This window comes from Sneathiella sp. (assembly GCF_002694385.1).
GTDB lineage: Bacteria > Pseudomonadota > Alphaproteobacteria > Sneathiellales > Sneathiellaceae > Sneathiella.
Genome location: NZ_NZMB01000005.1, coordinates 134,905 through 148,224, shown reverse-complemented (window position 1 = coordinate 148,224; position 13,320 = coordinate 134,905). Strand labels below are relative to the sequence as shown.

The window sequence follows — 13,320 nt, the reverse complement described above, 5'->3', positions numbered from 1 at the left end:
TAATCAACCAATTCGTTCTGAAAGGCTGACGCAGTTGTCGGGACTGGTCAGAGATATTTGATCTTGCGACGATCCCAACCAGAGTGGGTTATCGGCGTGGCTCTGCAAAAATCGCCTCGCTGCCGTTGCGCATCAGGGCAATCTTATCAACAAGTCGACTAGTAATATCCTTAAACCGCTCAATCTCCTCCTCGCTGAGGACAGACAGAAGTTCATCTTCAAATTGCAGCCCAAGCTCGGAAATTTGATCATATACTTCCGCTCCCCGCCCTGTTAGCTTGATCAGGGTTCGCCGCCGATCTTCCTTATCAACGCTGCGGCTGACAAGGCCATTGCTTTCAAGGTCGGTGATTGCCCGCGCGACTGTCATCTTTTCCATGGCCGAATATTGCGTCAGTTCGGACACGGTGGTCGGCTGAAGCTGATGAGAAGCTGCCAGCATACGCCATTGGGGAACACTCAACTTGAAAACCGACGCATACATCCGCTGGAAAACCGCACTGATTTCATTATCCAGCCGCGAAACACGATAGGGCGTAAAATTTGCGAGGATTAGCTTTCTTTTTGTCATGGGCCCCTTTATCGAAATGTCTGGCATGGTGAAGTCGACAAGGGAAGCATAATCCATTTTTCTTCCCGCCTCTACCGTAACCCTGTTTAATCGGCAAGTTTTTAACCTGAAATAATACAACTATTTGGATTATTTCATAAGATCGACCGTTGCTGCATCATATCCATATATCCAGCGATACCGGGTGTCAACGCGACCAGGTTCATACTCACGATCGATATGTTCAAGTCCCTCGCTCCGTTCCTTGAGCTTGGGATTATGGACTCGCGTCAACTGCTTTGCTGACAATTCGACAATACCTGTTGTGCGCTCTTTGCGGGCCTTTTCATAAAGGCGGAATGCCACATCAACATTGTCCCGCGATGTCTCAAGACAGCGGGCCAGCACAACGCCATCCTCGAAGGACATGTTGGCGCCCTGGCTGAGGAACGGCAGTGTGGAATGGCAGGCATCCCCCAGCAGGGTGATGCGGCCCTTGCTCCAGCTTTCCAGCGGTTTGCGGACGATCAGTGCCCATTTGAAGGGCGTGCTGATATTCTGCACCACAAGATGCACTTTCTCGCTCCATCCGACAAAATCCTCCATCGCTTCTTCGGTCGTGCCCTGTTGGTTCCAGCCATCCAGCTTCCAGTCATCCCGATCAACCATGGCAATAAAGTTGAGCAGCTTGCCCTTGCGAACCGGATAGGTAACGATGTGAGCATTCGGGCCGAGCCACATGGACCCACCCTTCATATCTATTTCATTTTCTATCGCATCCGCCGGCACCAGCCCGCGCCATGCCATACAGCCGGTAAATTCCGCCTGATCCGGCCCGAAAAGACTGCGGCGGACGGACGAATGGATGCCGTCGGCGCCGATCACCACATCGGCCGTAACCGTCGTCCCGTCTACAAACGTCACTTCCACCTGATCGCCAAGCTGTTTCTGACTGGCGAAGCATTTGTTCAGATGGATCGCGCCCGGTTTACGCGCATTCATGGCGTCTTTTAACAGCCCGAGAAGATCGGCGCGATGGAATGTCAGATAAGGCGCGCCATATTTATTTTCCTCCCCAAGACGCATGAAGTCGCGGGTCTCTGCCGTATCCCAGAGATAAATCGTCTTACCTGTTGTCTCGGTTCCTATGCGGAGTATCTCCTCCTCAAGGCCAAGTGCTATCAGCGACCGTGATCCGTTCGGTGTGAGCTGGACGCCTGCGCCCACTTCGCCAAGCTCCGGGGCCTGCTCGTAAATCTCGACATCGAAACCCTTGCCATGCAGCGCGAGGCCCGCAGACAAACCGCCAAGACCGCCGCCAATAATTGCTATCTTCACGTTACTCTCCTCTCAGTTGCCGCGGACGGGCTGCGCCGCGGGCAATATTGTACCAGTACATTCTCCGAAGCCGATGGATCGGTATCCGTCCCGACGGCACCAGGCCGTCATGATGACGGTGTCCCCGTCCTCCAGAAAGTTTCTGTGTTCCGTTGTGCTAATGGCAACCGGATCCTGACCGCCCCGCGTAGTTTCGATAAGGGCGCCGGTCTGATCTTCACCGGGGCCGGACATGGTGCCGCTGCCAAAAAGATCGCCCGGCCGAAGATTGCAGCCATTCACCGTGTGGTGCGCAATCATCTGTGCGGGCGTCCAGTAGGAATAGCTGAAATTGCTATGACCAAGCCGGACGGGCCCCAAGCCTTCTGCCTGCATCTTCTCCGACTGAAGGAGAACTTCCAGCTCCATATCAACACCGAGATTGCATCCGTCATCTTCTGTCCTGAGATAGGGGATAATGTTGCGCCCTTCTGCGATGCTCGATGTTGTCCGAAACGGGCGTAATGCTTCCATTGTTACGATCCAGGGGGATATGCTGGACGCAAAATTCTTGCCAAGAAACGGGCCCAGCGGCTGATATTCCCATGCCTGAATATCCCGCGCCGACCAGTCGTTGAGCAGGCACAGGCCGAACAGATGATCCTCCGCGGCCTCAATGGATACGGGCACACCAAGCGCATTACCACCGCCAATCACAAGACCGACTTCCATTTCATAATCCAGCCGCCGGGAGGGCGCCATGAAAGGCGGCTGGTTGGCATCAGGGCGAATTTGCCCTTGTGGCCGCGTGACAGATGTTCCCGAGATGACAATCGAAGACGACCGGCCATGATAGGCAATCGGCACCCATTCATAGTTTGGCATCAGCGGATTATCGGGACGGAACAGCTTGCCGATATTCCTCGCATGATCAATGGAGGCATAAAAATCCGTATAATCCGGAATGCTCATGGGCAGCGCGTATTCCACCGCCTCCTGACTGACCAGACAATTTTTAAACTCCTCCTCGCCTGGGCCGCCCCGCTTCAACAGAGTGAAGATGGCCTTCCGCGCGCTCTGCCAGACATCCCGCCCTTCCGACATAAAACGGTTTAAAGTAGGATCATCCAGACTTTCAGGGAGATCAGAACGAAGCATTCCGGCGGCGTCAGCCCGGCGGACAGCGGCGAGATCCAGGATCATGTTGCCGATACCCACGCCAATGCGGAATGCCTCATCCTGACCCTTTCGACGAAACACGGCATAGGGGAGGTTTTGCAACGGGAACGGGTTGCCCTCCCTATTTGCCTCATCAATCCAGCTTTCAACACTGGCGTCATGTGTTTCATCAAGAGACTGCATAAATGCCCCCTATATCCCAGTCATTCTAAATGAATTATTCAACGTCGATCCGCGGACCCGTCCGGCCGATCTTGTCAAGCGCCGCATTCAGGTAACTGAAATCTACCATGTCCTTCATGGCCGGCTTTTCTTTCAGCATGCCCTTGTCGGCAAACCAGTCCATCGTCAGATTGATCGTATCAATATTGAAATAGCCATCACGGTCAAACCCGGGGAAGGCAATGGTATCAAGAATGGCCCGATCTTTCAGGCGGGCATACTCACCAACAATGGCGAACAGTTCATCCTTGCCTTCCTTGGTCTGAATGGCATCCAGATAGAAACGAACACCCCGCACATAGGCTTCGAGATATTTCGCCGCCGCTTCCGGCTTGTCATTCATATAGGCTTCACCATAGATCACACCGGACACATTGAAATCCGGGCTCATTTCATCCGCCCCGGCAATGCGTACACCCGCGCCCTGCTTGGCTGCGATCGCCACAAAAGGTTCAACCAGCATTGCCGCATCGAGATTTTGCGAAGCAAGAGCCGCCAGCATATTCGGGAATGATAGAACTTTCAGTTCCACGTCATCCAGCGTCATGCCAACCTGCTTGAGGCCGAGGTCAAGCTCGATATCCATTGGTGAGTTGGGCGACACGGACCCGACCGTCAAACCTTTCAGATCTTTCACGGATTTGACCTTACCCGAGTCATAGAGATCTTTCCGCACAACCAGCGCATTGAAACCATGCCCCGCGGAATTACGACCGAGATCGGCAACCAGCTTCATCTTGAGGCCATTGAGTTTGGCATTATAAAAACCAAGGGTCGGCGCACCGGCGGCGACGTCAATCTGGCCCGCGCTCAGCGGCGCAACCATGGTTGCCGTGTTCTGGAAATTGACGATTTCGACATCAAGACCGGCCTCTTCAAAATATCCCTTTTCCTTGGCGATCACAATCGGGCTGGCCGCGATGCTGCGCAGGGCCGCCACTTTGACCGGCACAAGTTCTTCCGCTAGCGCGGCCGTTGACATGATGCCCGATAACATGGCGGTGCATGTTGCGGTAACAATAGCAATCTTCCTCATCATCATTGAACAAACCTTTCTCTGTTGTGGGCGTGGCGGTCATTATTGTTCGTCCCAGGCTGCAACCCGGAACTTTTCCCACCGGACACCGCACAGCCCGTCTGGGTTTTATATTTTAGGTCATAAAATATTTATAACATTCTGATATTATTATACTTATATCATAATTCCATTTCATTTAGATCACTCTCAAACCGGTTTATTGCCTGCTTGGAAAACAGAGAAGACATCACATCTCTATCGCCTGTTTTTTGGTGCCCAGGGCAGGCAGACCCGCTCAATCGCATCGAGAAGGGTAAAAGACGCCCAGCCAAGGAAGCCGATGACAATAATTCCGACGAACATCGAACGAACATCAAAGACCTGCCAGGAATTCCACACCAGAAAACCGATCCCGCTTTCCGCGCCAACAAATTCAGCACTGACCAGAACCAGCAATGACACGCCCGCACTCACACGCAGGCCCGCAATAATCATCGGCATGGCCGCCGGGAGAGTAATCTGGAAGACGGATCGCAGACGGGAGACCCGAAAGCTCCGCCCGACATCCCGGTAGATCCGCTCCACATTTGAAACACCGGCAACCGTGTTGATCACCATGTAGAAGAAGACCGCAATGGCGACGACGACGAATTTACTCATTTCCCCAAGGCCAAACAGCACCATGATCAACGGAAAAATCGCAATTTTCGGGATTGGGTAAACGGACGCGACAATCGGGGACAAGACGGCGCCAACAACCGGCATGACCCCCATCAGGGTTCCGACCGTCACACCGGCAATGGCGCCGAAGAAAAAGCCAACGGCAATGCGGATGAGAGAAATCGATAGATGCCGCCAGAGCTCGCCACTTGCAACCAGATCGTAAAAGGTCCCGACAATCATGCTCGGCGCCGGGAAGAGACGGCTATCCAGCAGACCAAGCTGAATGACGATTTCCCAGATCAGCAAGAGTATCAAGGGGCTGACAACTGTCAGAAACCGATCCCGCCGCCGCCGGAATCTCTCCGCCTGCCCGATATCTTTTGACGGCTGTATCTCAACCATCCGGCCAATCTGATCGCTATGATTTTCCTGAATGCTCATCTTGTCCCCCTTCACTCAATGGCATCCGAAGGCTCGCCGGATATTCCCAGCCCTTCCAGGATGGCACCGACAAGCCGCTTATATTCCGGGGTTGCCCGCAGCGCCGTCAGATTTCGCGGACGTACAAAATCAGGCCGGTGAATTTGCGTGATATGTCCGGGCGGTCCTGCGAACACAAGGATCCTGTCCGCCAGATAGATGGCTTCATCAATGGAATGGGTCACGAAGACGATTGTCTTGCCTGTCTCTTCCCAAATCCGTAGCAGCTCATCCTGAAGGGTTGCCTTGTTACGCTCATCCAGCGCGGAGAAGGGCTCATCCAGCAGCAGCACTTCCGGGTCATTGGCAAAGGCGCGGGCGATGGACACACGCTGCTTCATGCCGCCGGAAAGCTGGTGTGGATAATGATCGCGGAAAGGGGTCAGCCCGACTTTCTCGATATAGAAGGACACACGCTCCTTTATCAGGGCCTTTGAGGCATGGCGCGCACGAAGGCCAAACGCCACATTATCCCAGACGCTAAGCCACGGAAAAATGGAGACTTCCTGAAAAACGATAGAGGTTGGCGGTTGCCCCGATTTTTCCTGATAGAAACGCAGCGAGCCTTCTGTATGTTTTTCCAGCCCACCAAGGATACGTAAAAGCGTTGTCTTCCCGCAACCCGATGCGCCAAGAACACAGACAAACTCCCCAACAGCCACATCCAGATCAATTGATTTGAGAGCCTGAAACTCACCCGCCCCGACCAGAAACTTCTTTCCAAGCCCGCGTAACTCCATCGAGATACGGGCATGTTCAGGCTGCTTTTGCCCTGTCGCATCAGTATGTGGAAATATTCTCTCAATACCTGTCGCCGATGATTTCATTTAACCGTCATCCTTTTCTCAAAACCTTCCCAGCAGCGCAGGTAATCGCTCTGGCGCCAGACCGCTTCCACCGCGCATTTCGTCGGCAGGATCGGCAACCGGCTCTCGAACATGAAGGCATAGGTATTGTCCAGCTTATGTGGCGCAAGATCCGCCGTCGTGCCGTTCCGGTATGTATCCACATCAGGACCATGAGGCACCATCCGGTTATGAAGGCTTGCCCCACCTGGCACGAAGCCGGTGGCCTTGCCTTCATAAACCCCCTGGATGCTGCCCATGAACTCGCTCATCACGTTGCGATGGAAGTATGGCGGCCGAAATGTTGTTTCCATAACCTGCCAGCGCGGACAGAAGGCAACAAAATCAATGCTGGCCGTACCGGGCTCATGGGAGGGAGACGTCAGCACGGTATTGATTGAAGGATCGGGACTGTCTACCGAAATAGACCCGAAAGTCACGAAATTCGCCAGATTGAATTTGTAAGGCACCAGATTGCCCTGCCAGCCATAAACATCAAATGGCGTCGGCGTGCCTCGCGTCACCCATATCCTGTCACGATACTTGCTGTAAATATCATAGCCCTCGGCCTCCTCGACGCGGGCAGAGGGAACTATAAAATCTTTCGGATTGGCAAGCCCGTTAGCACCAATCGGTCCCAAATCCGGCAGGCGGAACGGTTTGCCATAATTCTCACAGATATATCCGGCAGCAGGCCCTTTCAGCAGATCCACCCGAAAGATCATCCCGCGCGGAATCAAGGCAATATCCGTTGGCGTCAGATGGAGGGAGCCAAGCTCGGTGACAATATCGATTTCGCCCGCATATGGAACAATCAGAAGTTCACCGTCATGGTTTTTGAGCGCGCGCCTCTCCATGCTCTGGTTCAGAACATAGCTGTGCACGGAAAGGCTGGTGGAATCAAAGCTCTCGCCATCCTTGCCAAGGGTTATCAGCCCGTCCAGAAAGTCGCATGCCTTGTGTGGCTCCGGGCGCGGGCTCCAGCGCATGGGGACCGGCCCCGCATCAAGAATTTCCGCATCCGCGGCAAAATTTTCGAACGCAACCCGTTCCTGCCCCATTTCGCGAGAGACTGAGGGTAGCGCGCGATACATCCAGGTGCGGCGATTTTCACCGCGCGGCGCGGTGAAGGCGGTTCCTGAAAGCTGCTCGGCATAAAGATCGCTTTTGACTTTCTGCGGGTTGTTCTGCCGGGGCACCAGAATTCCCGGTACAAGTTCCGACGAAAAATGATTGCCAAAGCCACTCATGCAGTCTGTCACGTTTATCTCTCCATACTCATCGGGATGCTCGCCGGATTATGCACTCCAGCGGGGCCACCCTTGCCTACCGATCGTCCGCCGGGATAGCGACAACCTCAATCTCAACAAGCAGCTCAGGCTTGATCAGCGTGTCAACTGAGATCAAGGTGCTGGTCGGCGGCGTATCCGTGAGGTAATTCTGCCGGACATCCCGCACGGTGATGACCTTTTCCGGCGTCATCTGCTTGATGAGGATGATCGACTTCACCACATCCGCAAAAGTGGCGCCCGCGGCCTCAAGCGCCCGGCCGATATTTTCATAGACCTGCTCAGTCTGTTTCTTGAGATCGCCAACACCGACGATGTTTCCAGCAGAGTCATAGGACACCTGGCCAGAAACATGAATGATCCGGGAACCGGTTGAAACTGCGACATGGCTGTAGCCGCTCGGCGTCGCCAGATTATCCGGATTTAGAAACTTGTTCATATCCCCTGCCTTTCAGATTGTGCATATGTCATCGGATTTTCATTGATCCATTCATCAATGGAAAAGTCATCATTAATAAAGCCCTGCGCCAGCAGGAAATCCTTTTGCGCGCGGATGGCATCGATTGCCTCCGACGCAAGTCCCACATTCAGGCTGGACCAGATTTCTTCGCCGTATGATGCTGCAATCCAGTCTTCCGAGCAGCCCACATCATTGGCGATGCTCCGAACGGCGCTCTCTTTATGCTTCATCGCCCATCCGGCGGCGTTATTGATAGCGCGAATAAAGGCGCCGACAATCTCCGGCTCCCGTTCCGCCAGATCACGGTCCACCGTCAGTATATTGGGTGACTGGTTGTTAATGTGCCTGTCGGCCCCACTCCAGCCCCCCATATTGACAAGTTCGCGGGCACGGACCTGATGCTTCAACTGAAGCCCGAGCGCGCCGGAGGTATAGATGACATCGACCTTGCCGAGGATAAAGGCGAGCGTTTCCTCGCTCTGGCGCTGGGCCCTCGCCTTTCCGGACCAGAGAGATGGCTCCTTCACCCCCGCTTCAGTCTTTGTCTCGATATAGGGGTCTTCCACCGGCAGCATGACCAGCTCAACATCATCAAAGGTCAGTCCGGCCTTGGCAAGCACGGCCTGATAACCGCGCAGGCACATGACGCGCCAGAAATCGATTTTCTCATGAATGCGGACTGGCACGGCAAGCCTTGCACCCGCCAAATCCCGGGGTTTTTCAATAGATGAATCCGAACGGACAAGCAACGACTGATACTCTTTTGTCCAGGCAATCCCGACAAGTGCCGTATTGCCCCCGCGGGAACGCGACCAGATGGGAGGAATATTCCCTCCCTGACGGAACATCTCCCCAACATTGTGGGAGAAATGGGAGTTACGCTCCGCCTCTGTCGTCATCTCGGCAATAGATTTCAGCTCTCTGCCTACCCGTTCGAATTCATTCAGCAAATGCCCTGAATCAATGGCAATGCCCGTCGCAGTCGGCAGAGGGCAGCGGCTGTACCATATAACCGATGACTTCTGGCTCATGATCTCTACCCCTGTTCTCTGCTGACCCGAAACACCGAACGCTCCCCCTTATCCGGCGTAGTCGTAAAACCGCGATGCATTGCTCCAGAGCAATTTTTCCATGGTCTCCGGCCTGATGTCGTTCCGGGCACCGAACTCCTCCAGCGGGTTCTCATGAGCGGCATCGTCAAAATGCGGCAGATCCGTACAAACCATAAAAATATCGTTGCCGATCTTGCTGGCCATATACTCGATATCTTCGGTCGGCTCCGCGCAGACAAAGACACGGCCTTCATCAAGGAATTTGTCCACCGCCTTGTTACCTTTCCGGCGCAGTGCCCCAACGGCCCCCATCAGCCAATCGGACCCTGTCGTCTCCAGAAAGCCCCAACGGAGCTTGGGAAATTCCGACGCAAGCGGCGTTTCCATCAGATTATAGAAGGCGAACTGGACAACAATAGGCCCGATCAGGCGTTTCATCCGTCCCGGCCAGAAAGGCTCTTCACCCGGTATGCGCTTCTGATAGCGGAACATCTCACGTAACGCAGGGCTACCGGAGCCAATATGCACACCAATCGGCAGATTATGTTTTTCGGCCTCTGCATAGATGGGGTAGAAGGACGGATCGCTGATCGGCCGGTCCCATTCAAGGCCGCGCATGAAGATGGAAGCAACGCCGCCCATCTCGGCAACACGCTGGATTTCCTTGACCGCCGCATCGGGATTACGGAACGGCACCATCGCGGCATAGAGCATGCGCCCGCCGGACTGTTTGACCTGCCCCGCAACAAAACTGTTATAGCTTTTCATCAGCTCTGCTTCGAGCGTCACATCCTCGCACAGGTTCGTCAGGCCGAATGTCGGGTAGATAACCTGAATATCAAGATTGGCCCGATCCATATCCGCAAGCCGTGCCGGAATGGATTCCAAAGTCTGGGATTCAATCGGGTATCGTTTTCCAACAGACCGCGCTCCGATGGGCGGTGACGCGCCGAACAGGCGGACTTTCTCATCAATCAGCCAGGCGGCGTTAAATACCGTCAAGGAGGTATCTTCCGGCAGTTCGATCGGAACAGGGCGCCGGGCATGAAACTCGTCGGGCAGAAACTGCCAGGCCAGTTCATTTTCCATTATATGTGCATCGGAATCAAAAACACGCATCATTTTCTACCTTCAGAATTATTAAAGATGGAGACAGTTGCCGCCGCCGTCCGTATCTGTTCCTAATTTGTAACATTTTATACTATTATGAATCTAATTAAAACATTAATTAGAATAATTTTCAAGTAAGAATCCAAAAAAGCCGGATGTGGCGCGCCGCGGCTGGCAACTGTCTCGATGAGAGCGCGCCGGATTTTCGCTTTCTGAAAACAGGGAAAACCTCGTGCCGGTCACGTCTGACGAACAAAAATTCGGATATAATATTGATATTGATGGTATATTTTCAGATAGATTTTGGGCCGACAATAACGCAGCACTCTCTTCACATCCCGCATTCCCAGCCCAGAAATGACGCCAGACAATTATCAGAAGATCACCTTCCGGCATCTCTTTCGAAATCTTTAACGGCAACCCCGAGACAGCCCGGCAATTCACCCGTGGATGCTTTACATGAATACTGTTTGACGCTAACCTTTAATTCAGGATGAGTTCAAAATGCTTTTTATTTTCGGCAGTGGATCACTGGCGGAATCGAAATCAATCAATTTGGCATGGAAAATGTCTGGCAACATTAACTTCCCTGCGGACATATGCTTCACATGCAGAGATACCCGCATGCGAGCTTCTCCGAGACTCACCCAAAGCAACCGATTTTTGACATGGTCTGATATTTTCGAGATGTATATATGAAAAACAAATCTGGCGCCGTTCGTTCCGACACCTATGAACGCCTAAAAAAAGCGATAATCAAAGGAAAATACGCGCCGGGCGAGCTCGTCCAGATATCGGAATTTGCAAGAGACCTTGGCGTTAGCCGTACACCGGTCAGGGAAGCGCTCAGCACTCTTGAGCGAGACTTTCTCGTCGATCTGATAGATGGACGCGGCGCCATTATTCGTCCGATCAATATTGACGAGATCCGCAATATCAACCAGCTGCGTGAAATTGTCGATGGGCTCGCCGCCAGATTGTCGGCGAAACTCATGCCGAACGGGGTTATTCAGGATCTACGGTCCAGATTTGAGCCTATGCTGAGTAATCCCGAAATGGCGGAAACCGAAATCCATAGCCAGCTCAGCCATAAGCTGCACAAGGCGATCACCGATTCCTGCGGCAACTGGGTAGTTCAGGCCCAGTGGCGACATCTGGACATTGCCTTTTCGAGGATCAAGCTGAAGGGATGGGAAATCTGGCGTGATTCCGCCGAGAAGCGGGAAATCTCCATGCGCCGCCTGCATGAGCATATGGAAATTATCGATGCCCTTGAAAAACGAGATCCGGAACGGGCGGAAATTGCCGCACGCAACCATATTGTTCGGGCAACTGAAGATGTCCTGAAATTTATGGTCAACCCTTATCAGTAAAGATCATTCACCAACCACAGCCAGCATCGCAAAAGGGAAATCTCCGCGCGTTTCATTGTTTTGCATTCGCCGAGGCGAGAGAGGCAAGAATCCTCGCTATAGATTGATCGCTCCCCACTGGTTTGCGAACGGCCTGACGCATGATCCGAATGGTTTCCTTGTCCCGCCCTTTCGCATGATCGCCAATCAATTCGATCAATTCCGGTCCTTCCGATTGTGCAAGACCGAGACGGACCGTGCGATTACGCGGGATTGCACAGCTTCTTATCAGACTGTCGAGAGCTGAAAAGCTGCCCGTCAGCTCTGCCAGCCGTGCACCGGTTCGCAAATCTCCCTCCCCGGCCAGCGTGAACTTCAAGCTTCCTTCTTCGGCAAGGAGCCGCCAGTCACAGAAAATGGCTAATGCCGCACTCAGGTCGCGCACATCCCCCCTCACGGATGCGACCGAGAAATAAGGCGCATCCAGAAGGATATTATGAAACAATTCAAGCCTGTTTGCCGACAGAACTGAGTCTGTTGTGCCGGTGTAATATTTCCCATCTCCCGCTGCGTTTTGAGTTCCCATAAATTCCAGAATCACCAGTTTGACGGTAGTTTCATACTGCCCTATCAATAATTGACAGAGTCTAGTCAACATGTGATCCGATGTCCCGGAAGCTAGGACACCCGGAAGTCTGATCGTTAGGATCGTCTCCTCCTTCAGTTCCGTTTCAAGATATGTTGCAACTCCCTCTCGCGGCGCCATCTGTCATTCCCGTCTTTTTCAAAGATCGATTTCAAGCACCGGGGAACAGGAACCGGAGCAGCAGATCATGATCACCTCTCCGGAATTCTTTTCCGCTTCCGTCAGGAAATAATCCCGATGATCCGGCTCTCCCGCTATCACGCGTGTTTCACATTCACCGCATAACCCGGATTCGCAGGAATAAGGCGGATCCAGCCCTGCCTCCCGCAAGGCTTGCAGGATGGTTTGCCCCTCCCTGACCGGGATATCCAGATTGCTTTTAACGGCCCTGACGACAAAGCCGCCCTCACCGCTGGCCTCGCCCTCCGTCTGGAACCGCTCCCTATGAAAGCGTGTCGCATCCATGCCTGCGGCTACTTCGTCAAAACGGGCAATCATCTCCGCAGGCCCGCAGCAGTAAAACTCTGTCTTTTCCGGCGCGTCTGCGATAATTCTTTGCAGATCGTATCCCGCTCGCGGCGTTTCATTGCTGAAACTCAGATGGACATGACCCGACCGCTGGCCGGAGGAAACCTCCTCAAGAAAGGCCGCCCGCTGACGTGACCTTGTCCGGTAATGTAGCTCCCAGCTTTTGCCAAGCGCTTCCAGCCGCTGGATCATGCACCAGATAGGCGTGATGCCGATTCCGCCGGCAACCAGCACCGTATGCTCGGCGCCCTCATTGAGTGGAAAGGCATTTCCCGGCGCGCTGACCTCTACCCGCTGTCCGACCCGCAGCGTTTCATGAACCCATTTCGAGCCGCCGCGCCCGTCTTTTTCTTTCTGGACGGCGATAATGTAGTGATGCCGCTCCGACGGGTTATTCACAAGGGAATAGGAGCGGACCAGCCGGTCAGCAAGATGCAAATTGATATGCGCTCCCGCTGTAAATTCCGCGAGACTATCACCGACAGGAGATCGCAATTCGATCCTGAAAATCTCCTCTGCCTCATAAGTGATGGAATGGACATATAAATCCTGCTTATTTCTCGACATCATTTACGCCCATACACGTCGTTTCATTTTTACAATGCAGTT

Annotated in this window: 13 protein-coding genes; 1 reads left to right on the top strand and 12 read right to left on the bottom strand. The window is 53.5% G+C overall.

Annotated elements, in window-relative coordinates; all coding sequences use genetic code 11:
- Nucleotides 1-88 precede the first annotated feature (88 nt).
- The 10 genes from CMN55_RS01915 to CMN55_RS01870 form a co-directional block, all read right to left on the bottom strand.
- Nucleotides 89-571 (bottom strand): MarR family winged helix-turn-helix transcriptional regulator, encoded by a 483-nt coding sequence (locus tag CMN55_RS01915; RefSeq protein WP_293947847.1) that lies wholly within the window; start codon nt 569-571, stop codon nt 89-91.
- Nucleotides 572-700: 129 nt separating this feature from the next.
- Nucleotides 701-1,888 (bottom strand): FAD-dependent monooxygenase, encoded by a 1,188-nt coding sequence (locus CMN55_RS01910; RefSeq protein ID WP_293947846.1) that lies wholly within the window; start codon nt 1,886-1,888, stop codon nt 701-703.
- Nucleotides 1,889-1,900: 12 nt separating this feature from the next.
- Complete coding sequence (fahA, locus tag CMN55_RS01905; protein ID WP_293947845.1) at nt 1,901-3,229, bottom strand: fumarylacetoacetase; 1,329 nt, start codon at nt 3,227-3,229, stop codon at nt 1,901-1,903.
- A gap of 34 nt (nt 3,230-3,263) precedes the next feature.
- Complete coding sequence (locus CMN55_RS01900) at nt 3,264-4,310, bottom strand: ABC transporter substrate-binding protein (RefSeq protein ID WP_293947844.1); 1,047 nt, start codon at nt 4,308-4,310, stop codon at nt 3,264-3,266.
- Between the two features lie 231 nt (nt 4,311-4,541).
- On the bottom strand, nt 4,542-5,390 hold the full coding sequence (locus CMN55_RS01895; RefSeq protein WP_293947843.1) for an ABC transporter permease: 849 nt from the start codon (nt 5,388-5,390) through the stop codon (nt 4,542-4,544).
- 11 nt (nt 5,391-5,401) lie between these two features.
- Nucleotides 5,402-6,256 (bottom strand): ABC transporter ATP-binding protein, encoded by an 855-nt coding sequence (locus CMN55_RS01890; protein WP_293947842.1) that lies wholly within the window; start codon nt 6,254-6,256, stop codon nt 5,402-5,404.
- Nucleotides 6,253-7,536: a homogentisate 1,2-dioxygenase gene (gene hmgA, locus CMN55_RS01885; RefSeq protein ID WP_293947841.1), complete on the bottom strand. Its 1,284-nt coding sequence runs from the start codon at nt 7,534-7,536 to the stop codon at nt 6,253-6,255. Before hmgA ends, CMN55_RS01890 begins: the two co-directional genes overlap by 4 nt.
- Before the next feature lie 64 nt (nt 7,537-7,600).
- A complete protein-coding gene (locus CMN55_RS01880; RefSeq protein ID WP_293947840.1) occupies nt 7,601-8,002 on the bottom strand; it encodes a RidA family protein in 402 nt (133 codons plus the stop codon).
- On the bottom strand, nt 7,999-9,054 hold the full coding sequence (locus CMN55_RS01875; protein ID WP_293947839.1) for an ABC transporter substrate-binding protein: 1,056 nt from the start codon (nt 9,052-9,054) through the stop codon (nt 7,999-8,001). Before CMN55_RS01875 ends, CMN55_RS01880 begins: the two co-directional genes overlap by 4 nt.
- A 48-nt stretch (nt 9,055-9,102) precedes the next feature.
- Entirely contained in the window at nt 9,103-10,164 is a 1,062-nt protein-coding gene (locus CMN55_RS01870) for an amidohydrolase family protein (RefSeq protein WP_293947838.1), read from the bottom strand.
- Between the two features lie 716 nt (nt 10,165-10,880).
- On the opposite strand from CMN55_RS01870, the gene CMN55_RS01865 reads away from it, so the two are divergent.
- The gene (locus tag CMN55_RS01865) at nt 10,881-11,558 is read left to right on the top strand and encodes a GntR family transcriptional regulator (protein WP_293947837.1); all 678 of its coding nucleotides are present in this window, start codon (nt 10,881-10,883) and stop codon (nt 11,556-11,558) included.
- A 52-nt stretch (nt 11,559-11,610) separates the two neighbouring features.
- On the opposite strand, the gene CMN55_RS01860 is transcribed toward CMN55_RS01865, so the two are convergent.
- The gene (locus CMN55_RS01860; RefSeq protein WP_293947836.1) at nt 11,611-12,303 is read right to left on the bottom strand and encodes a hypothetical protein; all 693 of its coding nucleotides are present in this window, start codon (nt 12,301-12,303) and stop codon (nt 11,611-11,613) included.
- Nucleotides 12,304-12,321: 18 nt separating this feature from the next.
- On the bottom strand, nt 12,322-13,281 hold the full coding sequence (locus CMN55_RS01855; RefSeq protein ID WP_293947835.1) for a PDR/VanB family oxidoreductase: 960 nt from the start codon (nt 13,279-13,281) through the stop codon (nt 12,322-12,324).
- Nucleotides 13,282-13,320 lie beyond the last annotated feature (39 nt).

Coding starts and splice junctions, on each gene's coding strand:
- CMN55_RS01870 (WP_293947838.1), bottom strand. CDS start 10,164: ATGGAAAATGAACTGGCCTGGCAGTTTCTGCCCGACGAGTTTCATGCC.
- CMN55_RS01865 (WP_293947837.1), top strand. CDS start 10,881: ATGAAAAACAAATCTGGCGCCGTTCGTTCCGACACCTATGAACGCCTA.
- CMN55_RS01855 (WP_293947835.1), bottom strand. CDS start 13,281: ATGATGTCGAGAAATAAGCAGGATTTATATGTCCATTCCATCACTTAT.
- fahA (WP_293947845.1), bottom strand. CDS start 3,229: ATGCAGTCTCTTGATGAAACACATGACGCCAGTGTTGAAAGCTGGATT.
- CMN55_RS01880 (WP_293947840.1), bottom strand. CDS start 8,002: ATGAACAAGTTTCTAAATCCGGATAATCTGGCGACGCCGAGCGGCTAC.
- CMN55_RS01875 (WP_293947839.1), bottom strand. CDS start 9,054: ATGAGCCAGAAGTCATCGGTTATATGGTACAGCCGCTGCCCTCTGCCG.
- CMN55_RS01895 (WP_293947843.1), bottom strand. CDS start 5,390: ATGAGCATTCAGGAAAATCATAGCGATCAGATTGGCCGGATGGTTGAG.
- CMN55_RS01900 (WP_293947844.1), bottom strand. CDS start 4,310: ATGATGATGAGGAAGATTGCTATTGTTACCGCAACATGCACCGCCATG.
- CMN55_RS01915 (WP_293947847.1), bottom strand. CDS start 571: ATGACAAAAAGAAAGCTAATCCTCGCAAATTTTACGCCCTATCGTGTT.
- CMN55_RS01890 (WP_293947842.1), bottom strand. CDS start 6,256: ATGAAATCATCGGCGACAGGTATTGAGAGAATATTTCCACATACTGAT.
- CMN55_RS01860 (WP_293947836.1), bottom strand. CDS start 12,303: ATGGCGCCGCGAGAGGGAGTTGCAACATATCTTGAAACGGAACTGAAG.